This window comes from Rhodococcus sp. Z6_132 (genome assembly GCF_058133635.1).
The window spans coordinates 1,205,432-1,223,210 of sequence record NZ_JBYUNP010000001.1 but is presented as its reverse complement, the minus strand read 5'-3'; the positions used below and the strand labels follow the sequence as shown (position 1 = coordinate 1,223,210).

The following is a 17,779-nucleotide window of genomic DNA, read 5'->3' as shown; positions in this document are numbered from 1 at the left end:
CTCAGCTCGTCTTCATGAGGTTGCGGGCGCTGTCCCCGGCGATGTTGGCGACCAGGGTGAGCAGCAGGACCCCCACGCCAGGCAGCACCGGGATCCACCACTGCTGCAGGAAGTAGCTGAGGTTGCGAGCGGTGTCCGCACCCAGCTCCGCGGCGGGGGCGGACTGGCCGAGCCCGAGGAAGGACAGCGCAGCCAACGTGAGGACGAGCGCTCCGATGTCCTGGCTGGCAGCCACCACCGTGTTGGGAACGGCTCCGGGCAGCACGTGGCGCCGGGCCAGGCGCAACCGTCCGGCCCCCGCCAACCGCGCCGCCTCGACGTGTGGCCGAGCCATCAGGCGAGCCACCTCGCCGCGGACCAGCCGGGCGTAGAAGGGCCACCACACGATGGACACCGCGATCAAGGTGTGCAGGAAGCCAGGGCCCAGCGCGGCCACCACGGCGATGGCCAGCACCGGCGCCGGCATGGAGAGGAAGCCGTCGGTGATGCGCATCAGGGCGAAGTCGACCCAGCCACCGGCCATCCCGGCGACGAGGCCCACCAGACCGCCGACCAGCACGCCGAGGGCGACCACGGCGAGGGCAGCGAACCAGCTGGCGCGCACCCCGTACAGCACCCGGCTGAGCACGTCCCTGCCGATGCTGTCGGTGCCCAGCAGGTGCGCCCCCCAGGACGGCCCGGTCAGCGGCACTCCCACGGGCAGCAAGGGGTCGTGCGGCGCCAGGACCGGCACCGCCACGGCCACCAGCGTGAGCAGCAGCAGCAGGCTGGCTCCCAGCCAGCTCATGGTGGCTCCGCGTGAGCTGAACCAGCGGGTCCGGCGTCGAGCGGGTGCGGCCAGCGGCACCGCCCTGGACAAGGTCAGCGTCATGTCAGCTCGCCCTCCGCTCGATGCACGCCACTCGGTGGTTGCTGCCGGGCGTGCCCTCCAGCCCGACGTCCAGCGCAGGCTCGCTGCAGGTGGCGATGGCCAGCGGGCACCGGGGGTGGAAGGCGCAGCCGGAGGGCGGTGACAGGGGGCTGCCCGGCTCACCGATCATCACCTCCGGCTCGCGGCCGATGTCGGGGATCGAGGCGATGAGCGCCTGCGTGTAGGGGTGGGCGGGGCGGGCGGTGACCTGCTCGACGTCGCCGATCTCCACGATCCGACCCAGGTACATCACGGCGATGCGGTCGGCGACCACCCGGGCGACGGACAGGTCGTGGGTCACGAACACCACGGCCATGTCCAGGCTCTCCCGCAGCTGCCCGACCAGGTTGATCACCGAGGCGGCGAGGGAGACGTCCAGAGCACTGGTCGGCTCGTCGCAGAGCAGCACCGCCGGGGGCACCACGGTGGCGCGGGCCAGCGACACCCGTTGGCGCTGCCCGCCGGAGAGCTGGGCTGCGCGGGCCCTGGCCACGTCGGCAGGCAGGCCCACCCGAGTGAGCGCCTCGGTCACCCGCGCGTCGCGCTGCCGGCGCGAGAGCTTGCGGCCGCGCAGGCGCTCGGAGACCAGCTCGTGCACCGACATCCACGGTGTCAGCGAGGCACCAGCGTCCTGGAAGACCATCTGGGGGCGCTCGGTGGCGGCGAGGCCCACCTGCCCGGTCGTCGGAGTCTCCAGCCCGGCGATCACCCGGAGCAGGGTCGACTTGCCCGAGCCGCTCTCCCCCACGATCGCCACGGCCTCACCAGCGCCGACGGTGAGGGAGACCCCCCGCAGGGCCTGCAACCGAGCCCGTCCCCGCACCGCGCCGCCCGTGGGGAACGCCTTGGTGACCTCGCGGACGGAGACCGCCACGCCACGCTCGCGCGCTGGGTCGTCGGTGGTGGTCTGCGGAGCCACTACCTCGTCGGGGGGCACGGCCGCGTCAGGAGGTACGGCGTCCTCGGGAGGTACGGCCTCCTCGGGGTGCAGCCGGGCGTGGACGGTGGGTGCCGGCAGCACGCAGGCACTCACCCGGCCCGGCCCGGCCTCCGTCGGCGCAGGTGGCCGGGTGCTGCACTGGTCGTGCGCGAGCGGGCAGCGCGGGACGAAGGGGCAACCCGACAGCACCGCGGTGGGGCTGGGCACCTCGCCAGGCAGCACTGCGAGCGCACGCTGGCGGTGGGTGTCGAAGGTCAGCCGTGACTGCAGCAACCCGTGCGTGTACGGGTGCGCGGGGGCTTGCAGCACCTCCGCGGCGGGCCCGACCTCCGCGATCCGACCGGCGTAGAGCACGGCCACCCGGTCGGCGATCTGCGCGGCAACGCCCAGGTCGTGGGTGATCATCAGGACGCTGCACCCGAGCTCGTCCCGGAGTCGACGCAGCAGCACCAGCACCTGCGCCTGGACCGTGACGTCCAGGGCGGTGGTCGGCTCGTCCGCGACGATCAGCTCGGGGTCGCCCGCGACCGCCATGGCGATCATGACGCGCTGGCGAAGGCCGCCGGAGAGCTCGTGGGGATAGCTGCGCATCCGCCGCGCCGGGTCCGGGATGCCCACCGCGGCGAGCAGGCGCTCCGCCTCTGCGGTGCTGCCGGCCGACTCGGCCACCTGCTGTCCCACCCGCATCGTCGGGTTCAGCGACGTCATCGGGTCCTGGAAGATGGAGCCCAGGTTGAGTCGCCGCACCTTCTGCCGCGACTTCTCGTCACCGTGCAGCATGTCTGAGCCCATCACGCGCACGGCACCACCCAGCTCGGCGGACCGCGGCAGCAGACCCAGCAGGGAAAATCCCAGAACGCTTTTCCCGGAACCGGACTCGCCCACCAGGCCCACGATCTCGCCGGGGGAAATGGTGAGGGAGACGCCCCGGAGGGCGCGAACTGCAGCGCCCTTTCGCTGAAAGGTGACCTCCAGTTCCTCGACCTCGGCCGTTGTTTGGTTCACCGACGTGTTCGTGGTCAAGGCCAGGTCAGAAGCACTGCGGGTGATGAGGGTGTCACTCAAAGAAGCCCCCTACAGCGGAAGGAGTGAATCTCTCCGGCAATACCGGTTGCGCGATAGTTTTAGGTGCAAGTGTTTCGGCTGAACGTTCGCAGGTAACTATGAAGTGAATTGACTTGCCCGCCTTTGTCACGATGGTCAGGTGCCGACGCTGCGCTCGCTGAACCTCGCGGTGGACCTGCGCGCCGAGCCGTGGCGCTACCCCGGGCCAGCGCTGCCGTTCTCCGCGCTGCAGGTGGACGACCACCTCATCGCCCTGCACGGGGCCGCGGGCGAGGTTGACAGGCTGCTGGCCGACATGGGCGCCGCGCCCCTGGCCCGCCGGGCGCTGGTGGTCGGCATCGGCTCCAACCGCTGCCCGGACGTGCTGCGCCGCAAGCTCGCCGCAGCCGGCGCCGCCACGGTGGTGCCCACTGGCGTGGGGGTGCTGCACGGCACCGACGTGGGCCACTCCGCCCACGTCAGCCAGGGCGGGTACGTCGCGGCCACTCCGTTCGCGCGGCGAGGTGCGACCGCAGCGGTGACCGTGTCCGCGCTCAGCGCCGAGCAGCTGAGCTGTCTAGACGCCACCGAGGGCAGCTACGACCGTCGTGCTGTCGCCGCGGACCGCCTCACCCTGCAGCAGGGTTTCCCGCTCGGCGATCGCCCGCTGCTGATGTACGTGTCGCGCTGGGGGGTGCTCGGCGACCGCGACCGGCGGCCGCTGCCCTTCGGCACCCAGGACCAGGTGCTGACCCACCTGGGCGAGCTCGGCGTGGTGGACCCACAGCTGGTGGGCCGGGGAGCGCAGCACACGACGACAGCGCTGGCCGCCGACCCGCAGCTGCGGCGAGAGGTCAGCGAGCGGATGCGCCCGTTCGCCCGCCCGTGCACCTAGGGGACCGACACGCCTAGGAGACGACGCTCTCCGCCAGCTCGATCTCCCGCTCCTCGGCCTCGCTGACCTCGGCGCCCCGCAGGGCCGCCGCGCGTCGCCGCCGCTCCACCACGGCCGCCGCACCCAGCAGGGCCGCGGCGACCACCAGCCAGCCCCCGATCGTGCCGAGGTCACGGGCCAGGGACAGGTCCGGGAAGTACACGATCTTGCGGGCGGCCTCGAGCATGCCGGAGCCGATCCAGAACTGGTGCAGCCACGCGAAGAGGCCGGGCTGCAGCCACGGCTGGTACACCCCACCCGCACTGGTGAAGTTCAGCGCCACGAACAGGATGACCATGCACGCCGTGGTGAACCGGCCGACCAGGGTGTGCAGACCGACGCCGAAGAGGGTGAGCACCAGGGCGTAGGCGAAGGCCGTCCCGCCAATGGCCCAGACGTGTCCGCCCATGGTGCCATTGATCAGCTCCGCCACCGCGGTGACCAGGACGGCGTTGGCCGCGGCTCCACCCACGGCCAGGCCGATGCGGCTGCGCAGGGTTCGCGAGGCGCCCGCGGTGCCGATCGCCGTGCCCGTGCCGTAGGCGCCGACGGTGAGCGCCACCAGGTAGAAGAAGAGGGCCTGACCCGAGGGATCGTCCGGCGAGGTGGGCACCACGTCCTCCACCGCCAGCGGGAGCGACTGCTGCAGCGCGATCGGGGCGAACATCCGCTCCACGGTCACCGCCGTGGTGTCCGACGCCGCAGAGCTGACGAGCAGGCTGGGCCGGTCCGCGTCGAGCACGTAGGCAGCGCTGGTCTCCTGCGCCGCGATGCGGTCCGCCGCCGCCTGCCGGTCGGGCTGCACGGTGAGGCTGACCTTGTCGCCCAGCGTGCCGCGCAGCGACTCCACCAGCGCAGTGGCCTGTGGGGCGTCGCCGACCACGTCCACCGGCACCTGCTGCGGGTGGGGCTTGGCGAACCCGCCCACGTAGGCCGCCGCCATCACCGCTCCGAGGAGGACCGGGACGAGGGCGTGGCTCAGCACGAAGGAGACGGAGACGCGGGGGTGGCCGTGAGCGGCGGCAGGCATCGGCAGAACTCTCTGGTTGTATTTTACAACTGGTTGAGGTTGTAGAGTACAACTCATGGCGGCCGACCAGCAACCCTCAGCGCGTCGCTGGGCTGAGCAGATTCATGACGACCTCGCAGACTTCAGCCGCCGCATCCGGGCGGAGGGCGGGTCGGCGAAGGCCGGGCTGAGCTACGTCGACTTCTCGCTGCTGTCCCACGTGGATGGACATCCCGGCGCCCGGGTCACCGAGGTGGCTGCCGCGCTGCGCGTCGACAAGTCCACCGCCAGCCGGCAGCTCACCGGCCTGGAGGCTCGCGGCCTGCTGGTGCGCCACCCCGACCCGGAGCGCCCCCGCTCGCACACCCTGGCGCTGAGCGAGCAGGCGACGATGCTGCTGCACGGCGTCCGGGACGAGCAGGTGCGGGCCATCGAGGGCCGGTTGCGCGACTGGTCGGAGGAGGACGTGCAGACCTTCGCCCGGCTGCTGCACCGCTACAACCGCAGCGACGACGCCTGACCCGCCGAACCGCTGCCACCGCTCCGCTGCGTGCTGGGGCGGAACGACCCAGAACGACCAAAGCCCCTCACCGCGTGCGCGGGAGGGGCTTCGTCGTGGTGCTCGTGGCGGTAGCGGTGGGATTTGAACCCACGGAGGGGGTGAACCCTCACACGCTTTCGAGGCGTGCTCCTTAGGCCGCTCGGACACGCTACCGCCGGCTACCTTACCGGATCGCGGTCGGCGCTCCTGCCCGGCCACCTCTGGGTGCACCGCGCACGAGCCATCGCCGGGCCGCCCACGCAACCCGGGCCACCTGGTGCGAGCTAGTCGCCGGTGAGCTTGTCCTTGGTGTCGCTGGCAGCGTCCTTGACGTTCTCGCCCCCCCTGCTTGACGTTGCCCTTGGCCTGGTCGCCCTGGCCCTCGTGCTTGAGGTCCTTGTTGCCGCTGGCCCCACCCACGGCTTCCTTGGCCTTGCCGATCAGCTCTTCAGCCTTGTTCTTGGCCTTGTCGATTGCGCTCATCGTCACCCTCCGTCGTGCCGCCGTCGGACTGCAGCCGCCCATCCGGACGAGCCCTCGGCACTGCGCTGACGGTACCGCCGGACGATCCTGCTCGCAGCGGCAGAAAACGCCGCTACCTGGGCGGAAGGCCCGCGGTGAACTCCACCAAGCGGTGGCTGATCTGCTCGGGGCGCCCGTCGTTCTGCTTCCACGCCGCCGTGGTCACGTCCAGGTGGTTGTAGCCGGGCAGCACCACCTGCACGCCGCCGTTGACGATGGGGCCCCCGATGGCCGGGCCGTCGGCCACCCCGGAGTCACCGGCGTCGAAGTAGATCGCCGGGCGCTGGTTGGGCCCGTCGTACCGGAGCCCGGCCAGCGAGCCGTGCCGGTCGCCCAGCTGCGCAGCCTGCAGGTCGGTGACCAGCCGGATAGGGAAGTACCACTCAGTGCCGTCGGACTCCGGGATGCTGAACGCCGAGGCGAACTGCTGCACGTCGGTGATCTCGCTGGCCGGGGTGGTGAAGACGTCGCCGTCGGCGGTGGTCGCCCCCGCCGCGGGCAGCTCGTCGTAGTTCAGCCAGCTGCTCACCGCCGCGGGGTCGCTGGCGATGACCAGCTTGTTGCCGCCGAGCAGCGAGTTGCTGGGCGTTCCGTAGGGCAGCGGGAAGTTCTTGGGCGCGATCGATCCACCACCGGTGGGCGCACCGAAGCTGGCCCGCAGGATGGTGATGGGCGAGGAGTTGTCGTCCAGCACCGTGCCCAGCACCGTCGCGTTGGTGGCGTTGAAGTCGCGCAGGTCGGGCTGCCCGGTGAGCGCGGACGCCCAGTCCTTGGCGCCGAACAGCCGCAGCGCCACCTCGAAGTTGAGGTCCCGCGGGATGCGCGGCAGCACCGTGCTGCGTGCGTCCGGCGCCTGCCCGGCCGCCGTGTTGAGCACCCCGAGCAGCGCGAAGGTCTGCGGCGTCAGCGGGGAGAGGTTGATGTAGGGGGAGGCGGCCCGCAGCCCGCTGAGCGCGTCGGCCAGGCCCACCGGCAGCATCGCCTGCAGGGCGGCCAGCCCCTCGGTGCCGGGCCGGGTGATGCTCAGCCGGGAGTCGAGCACGTAGTAGCCGCCGCAGAGGGTGTACCCGGGGGTGCCGTTGAAGTCCCAGCTGCTCAGCGCTGCGGTGATCGGGCCGCCCAGGGAGTGGCCGCCGCACATCACCTTGCTGCGGTAGCTGGCGGGCAGCTGCATCAGCACCGTGGCGTAGTCCTGCACGGTCTGCGCCAGGCCCACCTCGTTGAGGAAGGCGGTGTCGGCGGCGCTGGCGGTGCCGGCGTAGCTCCGCCCGTCCTGCTCCGCACCGTCGAAGTAGTAGTCGAAGGCGACGTCTGCGCTGCTCGCGTCCGCGGCGGCGAGCAGCCCGGTGTGGTCCTCCAGGCAGTTGGACCGCCGGTCCAGCGCCCACACCTCCACCTGCTTGCCGGTCTTCGCCGCCGCCCGCACCACGTTGCGCGCGACGGGCTCCAGCGATCCCGCGCCCGCCAGGATGCCGGGCATGAGCACGTAGACGTTGTCGGTCTCGGCGGGGTCGGCCGGGCCGTCGGCGGCGCGCACCCGCAGGTAGCCCAGGCGGTCGCAGGCGGCGGGGTGTGCCGGGGCGGCGGCCGGCATGGGCGCGTACAGGCTGACGTAGCTGACCTGCACCCCGTCGCCGCTGGCCGACCCGGTCACCGGCTCCTCGGTGCGCTCGGCCTGCACGGGCTGCTGGGCGGCAGCGCTGGGCGGCAGCGCCAGCCCGAGCAGCGCGGTGGCGCCCGCCACGGCCAGGGCCGCGACCTTCCGAGAACGGGCGAGTCCGGCGCGCACTGCGATCTGGGTCACCATGGACGGAGACTAACCACCTCGTTGCCTGACCAACCAGTCGAAGCGTCACCCCCACGTACGGTCGATCTCAGACCACTCCGGCGAGCGCCTGCGAGGTGTCGCATGAACGTCAGCATCAGCGTCCTGTTCCGGGCCATCCCGTTGGTGATGGGCGCGCTGTGCCTGGCCTACGGCCTGGACGTGCGCCTGGCCGCCGACGACGCCGGCAGCCGGCCCGCCCACGTCACCGCCGGCACGGTCCTCATCGCCCTCACCGCGATCTGCTTCGCGCTGTTCACCACGGCGGCGACGATCATCCGGCAGCTGATCCACCGCTACAGCACGGTGTGGAAGGTGGTGCTGCCCTGTGCGGGCTACGTCGTCGCGCTGGCCACCGTGGTGTGGGGCGCGGTGATCGCCGCGGGCAGCTCCACCGAGCACCACACCATCGGGCCGGTGGTGGTGGGCATCGGGCTGGTGGCGACGTGCGTGAGCACCGTGGCCACCGCGTCCACCGCCTTCACCCGCATCCCGGCCAACAGTGCTCGTCCGGCCGACGCCGGCCCGCCGGACGGCGCCTACTCCGCCGCGGTGGGCTGGGCGCTGGGCGCGGTGCCGGCGGCCTGCGCGGTTGCGGCGATCGGCTACGCGGCGGCGCTGCTGGCCGAGGCCGGCGCCGACGACGTCGGTGGCCACGTGCTGCTCGGCCTGGGCATGATCTGCGCGAGCCTGGTGGCGCTGGTGCTCAGCATCGTGCGCCAGGTGCGCAACACCTTCACCGGCCGCGAGCGCTACTGGTGGACCTGGTGGGTGGCCGCGATGGGGACGGTCAACCTGGTGTGGGGCCTGGTGGTGCTGCTGGGCACCGACTGGCCTGCCCGCTACGCGCCCGGGTTCGTGCTCATCGGCCTGGGGCTGATCTGCTTCAGCATCCTGTCCAAGGTGCTGCTGCTGGCCCTGGTGTGGCGGCAGAGCTTCCCGCTGGCCAGCCGCATCCCGCTCATCCCGGTGGTGACCGCGCTGACCTGCCTGTTCCTGGCCGCGTTCGTGTTCGAGGCGGCAGTGGTCAGCCCCGGGTTCTTCGTCCCCGCTCGGGTGCTGGTGGGCCTGGGCGCGGTCTGCTTCACGCTGTACTCCATCGTGTCGATCCTGGAGGCCGGCGCCAGCTCGGACTGATCCGGGAGGCCCTCAGCGGTGGCCGGTGAAGAACTCCTCCAGCAGCGCCGCGCACTCGCTCTGCAAGACCCCGCCGCGCACCTCGGGCCGGTGGGTGAGCCGACGGTCGCGCACCACGTCCCACAACGACCCGACAGCCCCGCTGCGCGGCTCCCACGCCCCGAACACCACCCGACCCACGCGGGCCGCCACCGCGGCGCCGGCGCACATGGTGCACGGCTCCACGGTCACCGCCAGGGTGCACTCCAGCAGCCGCCAGCCGTCGCCGTGCACCTGTGCCGCCGCCCGCAGCGCCAGCACCTCGGCGTGCGCGGTGGGGTCACCCAGGTGCTCGCGGGCGTTGGCGGCACGGGCCAGCTCGGTGCCGTCGGCGGCGAACACCACCGCACCGATGGGCACGTCACCGGCAGGGGTCTGCCCCGCGGCGTCCAGCGCGGCGCGCACCATCGCCTCGTCGGCGGCAGGGCTCCAGGAGGGGCTCACGCAGGGCGCCGGACGTCGGGAGGGAGGGCTCAGCGCCCGTAGGCGTCCACGGCGGCGGCGAGCTCGTCGGCGAACCCGCAGCGCTCGGCGATCATCGTCAGCTGCTCGTCGGCGTAGAGGTCGGTGTCGCTGGCGATCACGTTGAGCACGGTCGCGGGCAGGCCCAGGTCGTCCAGCAGGCCCAGCTCGCCCTCGGCCCACGGGTCGACGTCGTCGAGCTCGTCGGGGTCGAGGTCGGGAATGTCGATGTTGAGGTGCTCGAGGGCGTCAGCGGCGATGTCGTAGTCCAGCGCCGCGGTGGCGTCGGAGAGCACCAGCCGGATGCCCTGCGGACCCGGCCGCAGGATGAGGAAGAACTCGTCGTCGACGTCCAGCAGGCCGAACACCGCTCCCGCACTGCGCAGCTCGCGCAGCTCGGTCACCGCCTCGGACAGGCTGTGCAGCGCGGCCGGCTTGAGCGGCTTGCACCGCCACGTGCCCTCCTCGCGAGTGACGGCGATGGCGGTGCCCTCGAGGTCGTCGTCGGAGGCTTCCTGGGCGACCTTGCTCTTGGACCCACGCTGCTCGGACATGGGCATCACGGTAGTCGTTGTCCAGCCGCCGGCGGACCGTCGTCCCGGTGCGAGGCACGCGGTGTCGCGGCGGGGTGCCAGGATCGTGCCCGGCAGGCGGTGCCCACCAGGCACCGGGGCGAGGCGAGGAGCTGAGGCGGCGTGACCAGACCGGTGTGTGTGCTGGGGCTCGGGCTGATCGGCGGCTCGCTGCTGCGGGCTGCCACCGACGCGGGCCGACCGGCGTGGGGCTACAACCGCTCCCCCGTGGCGCCCGCCGACGGGTACGACGTCAGCAGCGACCTGCCCGCCACCCTGCGCCGTGCCGCCGACGCCGACGCGCTGGTGGTGGTGGCGGTGCCGATGACCGCCCTGCAGCCGGTGCTGGCCGCGGTGGCCGAGCACGCCCCGGGCTGCGCGCTGACCGACGCGGTGAGCGTCAAGGCGCCGGTGGCCGCGGCGGTGGCCCAGCACGGGCTGGCCGCGCGCTACGTGGGTGGGCACCCGATGGCCGGCACCGCGCACTCCGGCTGGGCCGCCGGCAGCGCCACGTTGTTCCGCGACGCTGCCTGGGTGGTGGCCGCCGACGACGGCCTGGACCTGGACGTGTGGCGGGACGTGGCCCAGCTGGCCCTGGACTGCGGCGCCCACGTGGTGCCGGCGTCGGCCGAGGAGCACGACCGCGCCGTCGCCGCCATCTCCCACCTGCCGCACGTGCTGGCCGCAGTCCTGGCGGCGGTGGGTGGCGAGGGCGGAGAGCTGGCGCTGAGCCTGGCCGCCGGGTCCTTCCGCGACGGCACCCGGGTTGCCGCCACCCGTCCCGAGCTGGTGCAGGCGATGTGCGAGGCCAACCGCAGCAGCCTGCTCGACGCGCTGGAGGACACCCTCACCCGGCTGACGAACGCGCGCGACTCGTTGCGCGACAACGCAACCCTGGGTAGCACCGTTGCTGCGGGGCACACCGCCCGGCTGCGCCTGGACGAGCTGCACCGCACCGAGGTCACCGACGTCGACCTCACCGGTCCGCAGGCGCTGGAGCGGCTGCGCGCGCTGGGCCGCAACGGGGGCATGATCCGCCGGCTCTGAGCGCCCCGGGCAGGATGGACACCATGGCCAGGATGAAGGACTCCACCCTCGATCTCCGTGAGCTCGCGATGCACCTGCGCTCGGGGCGGCTGAGCCCGGTGGACCACGTGGAGTCCACCCTGGCCGGGCTGACCGAGGCCGGCGGACTGGTCACTGCGCGCGACGACGACGCCGCCATGCGGGCGGCCGAGCTGGCCGCCACCGAGATCACGAGCGGGCAGTGGCGCGGACCGCTGCACGGCATGGCGGTGGCCGTCAGCGACACCATCGACGTGGCCGGCCTGCCCACCCGCTGCGGCAGCGCGGTGCGCGCCGGCGCCGCACCCGCTCGCACCGACGCCGAGGCGGTGGCCCGGCTCCGGGCGGCCGGCGCCATCGTGGTGGCCAAGGCGCAGTGCCAGGAGCTCGGCCTGGGTCCCACCGGCGACGTCGGCGTGGGCTCGGCGCCGCACAACCCGCACGAGCACGGGGCCATCACCGGCGGCGCGTCCTCCGGTGCGGCCGCGCTCGTGGCGCGGGGCTACGTGCCGTTCGCGCTGGGCAGCGACACCGGCGGCGACGTCCGCGTGCCCGCGGCGCTGTGCGGCGTCGTCGGGCTGCGACCGCACCAGGGCGCGGTGCCCACCACCGGGATGGTGCCGGTGTCCACCACGCTGGACCTGCCCGGGCTGCTCACCGGCGACGTGCACGGCGCGTCAGTGGTGTGGGACGTGCTGGCCCGCGGCGCCGAGGGCACCGGGGGCGGCATCCAGGAGCCCGGCGTGACCGGGTTGCGCATCGGGCTGCCGCAGAACGTGCTGCTGGGGGTGGACGACCCGCAGCTGGAGGTGGTGCTGCAGGCCGCCGCCGCCCGGCTGAGCCAGCACGGCGCGGAGCTGGTGGAGATCGAGATCCCCGACCTCGACGCCCTCGCCGCCACCTACGCCGTGATCGTCGGGGCGGAGGCGCACGCCACCCACGCCGCCGAGCTGGTGGAGCGCCGGGAGGACTTCCAGCCGGAGACGGCGCAGCGCCTGCTGGCGCAGTCCGAGCGCACCGCGCAGGAGTACATCAGCGCGCTGCGCACCCGCGACCGGCTGCGGACGTCGATCATGGCCACGCTGCGCAGGACCTACGGGCTGGACGCGCTGCTGCTGGGCACCACGCCGCTGCGCGCCACCCCGCTGGGCGAGCGCACCCTGGCCGGCGACCTGGACCTGCGGGCCGAGCTGTCCCGGCTGACCAGCCCGTTCAGCCTGCTGGGTGCGCCCGCGGTGAGCGTGCCCGCCCGCGCCGTGGACGGGCTGCCGATCGGCATCCAGGTGGCCGGGGTGAAGCTGGAGGAGCGCGGCATCCTGCGGGTGGCCGCCGTGGTCGACGGCAAGGACTGACCGACGGCCCCGAGGGGTGGAACGCCCCCGGAGGAAACGTCAGATGCGGTGGGTGATGCCCGCGTAGTCCAGCGCGAAGCCGTCCTCGTCCACCGCCATGAGCGCCACCCCGGACGGGGTCACAGCCTCCACGCCGGTGGGCGAGCTGGTGTAGGTGCACGTCGCCGGCTGCACGGTCAGGTCGGGCAGGCTCACCGCCACCACGGGCACGGTCTCCGCGCGGTGGTCGTTGACCAGCCCGAGGCGACGCACCGGCAGGGTGGCGAACAACGAGCTCACGCCGACGTGCACGTCGATGGCGCCGTCGAAGCCCGAGCTCTTGGGTCCCTGGCCGTGGTCGATCAGCCAGAGCCCGTCGGAGTTCCGGCTCAGGGCCACCTGCCGGTCGCCCTGGGCGACGGTGCTGCGGATGGCCAGCCGACGGGTCACGCCGGCCTCGTCCAGCAGCAGCTCGTAGGAGGCGCTGAACGACTCGTGCGCGCTGGTGCGCCCGGCGACGATGCGGCCGTGCACCTTCACCGCTCGGCTGGTCATCTGGACACGGGCGGACTCGAGCAGCGCGGCGGCGTCGCCGGCCCAGGTCAGCATGGCCGGCCAGGTGTTGCTCTCGTCGTTCGGAGCCGCTGTGTTCTCAACGGTCACTGATGCAGTCACGCGACCAGGGTAGGCGTCCGCAGCTGGAGCGGTCGCAGAGGTGGGGATGCTCACTCGCCCAGAGCTTTTGACGCTTCAGTCAGCACCTGTTTGGCCACCTCAGCTGCGGTGGGCACGAGGGCGGGGGCCACTGTGGTCAGCCGGCTGCGCCGGGACAGCAGGTCGCCGACGTCCAGCGCCCCCTCGGCCAGCGCTCCGAACAGCAGCTCCTCGCGGCACAGCGGGTGCCCCGGCACCACGCGCTCGCCCGGCCGCTCCACCACGCTGCGCACCACCGGGGCCTCGGCGCCGTACCGGTGCACCAGCCGGGCCGGCGCGTCCACGCCCAGCAGCTCGGCGCGCGGCAGGGCGCCCACCAGCCCCAGCTTGGCGGTGACGCAGGGACCGGCGTCCAGCCCGCGCAGCGCGACGGCGTGGTCCACCGCGTCCTGGGCCATGGCGCGGTAGGTGGTCAGCTTGCCGCCCACCACGGTCACCACGCCGGGGGGCTGCTCCAGCACGGAGTGCTGGCGGGAGAGGTCGGCGGTGCTGGCGTCGCCGGTGTCCAGCAGCGGGCGCAGGCCGGTGTAGGTGGCCAGCACGTCGGCGCGGGTGAGCGGGGTGCGCAGCGCGGCGTTGACCACCTCGAGCAGGAAGTCGACGTCGCGCTCGGCGGCCTGCGGCTCCTCGCTGACCTCCTCGGCGGGGTCGTCGGTGAGCCCCACGTAGACCACCCCCTCCGGCTGGGGCAGGGCGAAGACGTAGCGGCCGAAGTGGCCGGGCACGCCCACGGTGAGCGCAGCGGAGGGCCGGCCCAGGCGCTCGGCGGGCACCACCAGGTGCACCCCCTTGCTGGGCCGCAGCCGCACCTCGGGGGCAAGGCGGTCGGCCCACACCCCGGTGGCGTTGACCACCGCCCGCGCCCGCAGGTCCAGCTCGGCGCCGCTGCGCACGTCGCGCACCCGGGCCCCGTCGGCGTGCACCTGCAGCGCCTGCGCGTAGGTGAGCACCCGCGCCCCGAAGCCGGCCGCGGTGCGGGCCAGGCCGATCACCAGCCGGGCGTCGTCGGTGAGCTGGCCGTCCCAGTGCACCAGCCCGCCGCGCAGCCCGGCGGGGCGCAGGCCCGGCACCAGCTGCAGCGCCTCGGTGCTGGACACCCGGCGCGGGGCGGGCAGGGTGTGGGCGGAGGTGCCGGCGACGCGTCGCAGCCCGTCGCCGATGCGCATCCCCAGCAGGCTCACCACCCCCGGCAGCGGCGGGGTGTGCTCGTCCAGCGGGGTGAGGAAGGGCAGCGCCCGGGTGAGGTGCGGGGCGGTGTGCTCCATCAGCACGTGCCGCTCCCGGGCGGACTCCCAGGCCAGCGCCACGTCGCCCTTGACCAGGTAGCGCAGCCCGCCGTGCACCAGCTTGCTGGACCAGCGGCTGGTGCCGTGGGCCAGGTCGGCCTTCTCCACCAGCGCCACCGACAGTCCCCGGCTGGCCGCGTCCAGGGCAACGCCGGCCCCGGTGACCCCGCCGCCGACCACCAGCAGGTCCACCTCGGCGCCGTCGGCCAGCTGGGCCAGCTCGGCGCTGCGTCGGCGGCTGTTGAGCCAGGTGCCGGGCTGCGGGCCGCTCACGCCTGACGCTCCGACAGCCCCGGGGCCAGGTAGTGGTCGAGCATGATGCCCAGCTCGGCCAGCGCACCCTCCGGGTCGCTCTCCCGCAGCGTGATCGCCCAGGACATCACGAAGACCTGCACCATCAGCAGGATGTTGCGGGCGGCCAGCTCCGGGTCGCACTCGCGCACCGAGCCGTCGGCGTGCCCGGCGGTGATGGCGGCGACCAGCAGGTCCAGGAACATCCGCTGGCTGGCCCCGGTGCGCTCGCGCAGGTACGGCAGCAGCACCTCGGGGTCGACCTCCAGCACCCGGTTGAGCAGCGGGTCGGTGCTGAGCCGGCGCACCACGGCCAGCGTGGTGGCGCACAGCCGCTGCCGCGCCGTTCCCGTGCCGTGGTCGGCCACCTCGGCGAACAAGACGGCGGACTCGCGGGTGAGCAGCGCGGCCAGCACCCGCTGGATGTCGGGGAAGCGGCGGTAGAACGTCATGCGGCTGACGTCGGCCCGGCGTGCCACGTCGGTGGCGGTGGTGCGGCGCAGGCCGAACGCGATGACCAGCTCCCGGGCGGCGTCGAGGATCCGGCCGGTGACCTCGTCGTCGTCCTCGCCCTTGTTACGGCTAGACGTCATGTGTCACTGTGTACCGCATGAGCAGCGAGGACGCCAGCGCCCACTCGTCGGTGCGGCTCGGCTCGGTGTGGCACGGCTGGGGCGACCCGGCCCGGCGCGCCCCCCTGCCCCGGGCCGCGCGGGAGCACCTGGCCGCGGCCGGCCTGCTGGGCGAGCGCAGCACTCCGGTGCCGCTGGAGCAGGTGCGCCTGCCCGACCCGCTGCTGAGCGAGGCCGCGACCGCGGCACTGGTGGCGGCGGTGGGCATCGAGCACGTGCGCACCGACCGCCTGACCCGGGTGCTGCACGCCGGCGGCAAGTCCTACCTGGACCTGCTGCGCCGGCGTCGCGGGGACGCCGAGCACGCTCCGGACGCCGTGGTGTGCCCGGCCGACCACCAGCAGGTGCGGCAGGTGCTGCAGGCGTGCGTGCAGCACGAGGTGGCCGTGGTGCCCTTCGGGGGCGGGACCAGCGTGGTGGGTGGGGTGGAGCCGCTGAGGGGTCGGTTCTCCGCGCTCGTCGCCCTGGACCTCACCCGGCTGGACGCGCTGGTGGACGTCGACCCGGTGTCGATGACGGCCACGCTGCAGGCCGGCATGCGCGGCCCGCAGGTGGAGCGCGAGCTCGGCGCGCACGGGCTCACCCTGGGCCACTTCCCGCAGAGCTGGGAGCAGGCCACCGTCGGCGGGTTCGTGGCCACCCGCTCGGCCGGGCAGGCCTCCACCGGCTACGGCCGCTTCGACGAGGTGCTGATCGGTGCCACCTGCGCCACGCCCAGCGGTGACCTGGTCCTGGGCCGTGGACCGGCCAGCGCCGCCGGCCCGCGGCTGCTGGACGTGGTGGTGGGCTCGGAGGGCCGCCTCGGCGTGGTCACCTCCGCCACGGTGGCGGTGCGCACCGCGCCGGCGGTGCAGAAGTTCACCGGCTGGTCGTTCCCGTCGTTCGCGGCGGGCACGGCGGCGTTCCGGGCGCTGGCCCAGCAGCTCGGCCACGGGGTGGCGCCGGACTCCTGCCGGCTGTCCGACGAGGAGGAGACCACCACCACGCTGCGCCTGGCCGGGGGTTCCCTCGGCGCCCGCGCGCTGCGCGGCTACCTGCGCACCCGCGGACGCCGCACCGGCAGCCTGGCCATCTTCGGCTGGGACGGCACCGCCACGGAGGTCACCCGCCGCAGCCGGGCGGCGGCGGCGCTGCTGCGCCAGCACGGCGGCGTCCCGCTGGGCAGCGGCCCGGGCCAGGCCTGGTCGCACGGGCGCTTCCACGCCCCGTACCTGCGCGACGAGCTGCTCGACCACGGGGTGCTGGTGGAGACGCTGGAGACCGCCACCTCCTGGCGCGACCTGCCTGCGCTGCACACCGCGGTGGCCGCCGCGCTGCGCCGCTCGCTGACCACCGCCGCCAGCACCCCGCTGGTGCAGTGCCACGTCTCGCACGTCTACCGCACGGGCGCCTCGCTGTACTTCACCGTGGTGGCCCGCCAGGACCCCACCGACCCGGAGGGCCAGTGGCTCGCCGCCAAGCGCGCGGCGTCTGACGTCATCGCCGCGCACGGCGCCCCGGCCACCCACCAGCACGCGGTGGGCACCGATCACGCCCCGTGGATGGCGGCGGAGGTGGGCGAGACCGGCCTGCAGCTGCTGCGGTCCATGAAGGACTCGCTCGACCCCACCGGCATCCTCAACCCGGGCAAGATGATGCCGTGAACGTGCTGCTGCTCGTCAGCCCCAGCTCTGGTGGCGGCCGGGCGGCGGCGGCCATGCCGGCGGTGCAGCGGGCGCTGGCTGCCAACGGTTGGCAGGTGCGCACTCACCTCACCCGTGACCTCGACGACGCCGAGCAGGTGGCCGCGGCGGCCCAGCCCGGCACGGTGGTGGCCGCACTCGGCGGCGATGGGCTGCTGAGCCGGGCAGCCGCAGGCACCCGGGTGTCGGGCACGGTCCTCGCGCCGCTGCCCGGCGGACGCGGCAACGACTTCTGTGCCGCGCTGGGCGTCCCGCGCGACCCGGCGGTGGCCGCGGCGGCGCTGCTGGGCGCGGTGGAGCGGGCCGTGGACGTGGCCGAGCTGGACGGGCGCACCGTGCTGGGGGTGATCAGCTGCGGGTTCGACTCCGAGGCCACCCGGCGGGCCAACGCCACCACCGTGGTGCGCGGCCAGCTGGTGTACGCGTGGGCGGCGCTGCGCACCCTGGCCACCTGGGTCCCCGCCGAGCTCACCGTCACCGTGGACGGAACGGCACGGTCGTTTCGCGGCTACACCGTGGCGGTGGGCAGCTCCGGGCGCTACGGCGGGGGCATGAAGATCGCCCCGGACGCGCGGATGGACGACGGCCTGCTCGACGTGGTGACCGTCTCGCACGCCGGGCGGTGGCACTTCGTGTCCAACCTGCCCAAGCTGTTCAGCGGCACCCACGTGGACGGCGACGTCGTGCAGGTGCAGCTGGGCCGGCAGGTGCACCTCACGGCGGTGACGCCCATCGAGCTCTACGCCGACGGCGAGCCGGCGGGGTGGGTGCCGTGCACCGTCCGCGTGGCGCCGGGCGCGCTGCGGGTGCTCGGCGGCCGCTGAGCTCGTCCTCTGAGGGCGC

At 73.8% G+C, this 17,779-nt stretch carries 16 protein-coding genes and 1 tRNA gene; 7 read left to right on the top strand and 10 right to left on the bottom strand.

Annotation, left to right across the window (positions count from 1 at the left end; genetic code table 11):
- Position 1 precedes the first annotated feature (1 nt).
- Both AC3YO9_RS05670 and AC3YO9_RS05665 read right to left on the bottom strand, forming a co-directional pair.
- On the bottom strand, positions 2-787 hold the full coding sequence (locus tag AC3YO9_RS05670; RefSeq protein WP_489982421.1) for an ABC transporter permease: 786 nt from the start codon (positions 785-787) through the stop codon (positions 2-4).
- Positions 788-872: 85 nt separating this feature from the next.
- On the bottom strand, positions 873-2,900 hold the full coding sequence (locus AC3YO9_RS05665) for a dipeptide ABC transporter ATP-binding protein (protein WP_489982584.1): 2,028 nt from the start codon (positions 2,898-2,900) through the stop codon (positions 873-875).
- A gap of 154 nt (positions 2,901-3,054) precedes the next feature.
- Here AC3YO9_RS05665 and AC3YO9_RS05660 point away from each other — a divergent pair, with 154 nt between their 5' ends.
- Positions 3,055-3,789 (top strand): hypothetical protein, encoded by a 735-nt coding sequence (locus tag AC3YO9_RS05660; RefSeq protein WP_127781744.1) that lies wholly within the window; start codon positions 3,055-3,057, stop codon positions 3,787-3,789.
- A gap of 13 nt (positions 3,790-3,802) precedes the next feature.
- On the opposite strand, the gene AC3YO9_RS05655 is transcribed toward AC3YO9_RS05660, so the two are convergent.
- Entirely contained in the window at positions 3,803-4,858 is a 1,056-nt protein-coding gene (locus AC3YO9_RS05655) for an ABC-2 transporter permease (protein ID WP_489982420.1), read from the bottom strand.
- 55 nt (positions 4,859-4,913) lie between these two features.
- Between AC3YO9_RS05655 and AC3YO9_RS05650 the strand changes: the two genes are divergently transcribed.
- Positions 4,914-5,357, top strand: a complete 444-nt coding sequence (locus AC3YO9_RS05650) for a MarR family winged helix-turn-helix transcriptional regulator (RefSeq protein WP_489982419.1) — start codon at positions 4,914-4,916, stop codon at positions 5,355-5,357.
- 105 nt (positions 5,358-5,462) lie between these two features.
- Here the strand turns inward: AC3YO9_RS05650 and AC3YO9_RS05645 are convergent.
- Positions 5,463-5,552: transfer RNA gene (locus AC3YO9_RS05645), tRNA-Ser, on the bottom strand.
- A 421-nt stretch (positions 5,553-5,973) separates the two neighbouring features.
- Entirely contained in the window at positions 5,974-7,707 is a 1,734-nt protein-coding gene (locus tag AC3YO9_RS05640; RefSeq protein ID WP_489982418.1) for a hypothetical protein, read from the bottom strand.
- 102 nt (positions 7,708-7,809) lie between these two features.
- On the opposite strand from AC3YO9_RS05640, the gene AC3YO9_RS05635 reads away from it, so the two are divergent.
- Positions 7,810-8,862, top strand: a complete 1,053-nt coding sequence (locus tag AC3YO9_RS05635; RefSeq protein WP_489982417.1) for a DUF2776 family protein — start codon at positions 7,810-7,812, stop codon at positions 8,860-8,862.
- Between the two features lie 12 nt (positions 8,863-8,874).
- On the opposite strand, the gene AC3YO9_RS05630 is transcribed toward AC3YO9_RS05635, so the two are convergent.
- Both AC3YO9_RS05630 and AC3YO9_RS05625 read right to left on the bottom strand, forming a co-directional pair.
- Positions 8,875-9,309, bottom strand: coding sequence for a nucleoside deaminase (locus tag AC3YO9_RS05630; RefSeq protein WP_489982583.1), 435 nt, complete (start codon positions 9,307-9,309; stop codon positions 8,875-8,877).
- A gap of 65 nt (positions 9,310-9,374) precedes the next feature.
- Positions 9,375-9,917, bottom strand: a complete 543-nt coding sequence (locus AC3YO9_RS05625; protein ID WP_127781739.1) for a tRNA adenosine deaminase-associated protein — start codon at positions 9,915-9,917, stop codon at positions 9,375-9,377.
- Positions 9,918-10,058: 141 nt separating this feature from the next.
- Here AC3YO9_RS05625 and AC3YO9_RS05620 point away from each other — a divergent pair, with 141 nt between their 5' ends.
- Both AC3YO9_RS05620 and AC3YO9_RS05615 read left to right on the top strand, forming a co-directional pair.
- Complete coding sequence (locus tag AC3YO9_RS05620) at positions 10,059-10,982, top strand: prephenate dehydrogenase (RefSeq protein WP_489982416.1); 924 nt, start codon at positions 10,059-10,061, stop codon at positions 10,980-10,982.
- Between the two features lie 32 nt (positions 10,983-11,014).
- A complete protein-coding gene (locus AC3YO9_RS05615) occupies positions 11,015-12,352 on the top strand; it encodes an amidase (protein ID WP_489982415.1) in 1,338 nt (445 codons plus the stop codon).
- 39 nt (positions 12,353-12,391) lie between these two features.
- Here AC3YO9_RS05615 and AC3YO9_RS05610 read toward each other — a convergent pair whose 3' ends face one another.
- The 3 genes from AC3YO9_RS05610 to AC3YO9_RS05600 are packed head-to-tail and all read right to left on the bottom strand — an operon-like array spanning position 12,392 to position 15,215.
- A complete protein-coding gene (locus AC3YO9_RS05610) occupies positions 12,392-13,006 on the bottom strand; it encodes a putative glycolipid-binding domain-containing protein (RefSeq protein WP_127781737.1) in 615 nt (204 codons plus the stop codon).
- Positions 13,007-13,056: 50 nt separating this feature from the next.
- Positions 13,057-14,604 carry a glycerol-3-phosphate dehydrogenase/oxidase gene (locus AC3YO9_RS05605; protein ID WP_489982414.1) on the bottom strand — a complete coding sequence of 516 codons (1,548 nt, stop codon included), beginning with the start codon at positions 14,602-14,604 and terminating at the stop codon, positions 13,057-13,059.
- Complete coding sequence (locus tag AC3YO9_RS05600; protein ID WP_489982413.1) at positions 14,601-15,215, bottom strand: TetR/AcrR family transcriptional regulator; 615 nt, start codon at positions 15,213-15,215, stop codon at positions 14,601-14,603. Before AC3YO9_RS05600 ends, AC3YO9_RS05605 begins: the two co-directional genes overlap by 4 nt.
- A 17-nt stretch (positions 15,216-15,232) precedes the next feature.
- Here AC3YO9_RS05600 and AC3YO9_RS05595 point away from each other — a divergent pair, with 17 nt between their 5' ends.
- Positions 15,233-16,897 (top strand): FAD-binding oxidoreductase, encoded by a 1,665-nt coding sequence (locus tag AC3YO9_RS05595; protein WP_489982412.1) that lies wholly within the window; start codon positions 15,233-15,235, stop codon positions 16,895-16,897.
- Complete coding sequence (locus tag AC3YO9_RS05590; RefSeq protein WP_489982411.1) at positions 16,894-17,760, top strand: diacylglycerol/lipid kinase family protein; 867 nt, start codon at positions 16,894-16,896, stop codon at positions 17,758-17,760. Before AC3YO9_RS05595 ends, AC3YO9_RS05590 begins: the two co-directional genes overlap by 4 nt.
- Positions 17,761-17,779 lie beyond the last annotated feature (19 nt).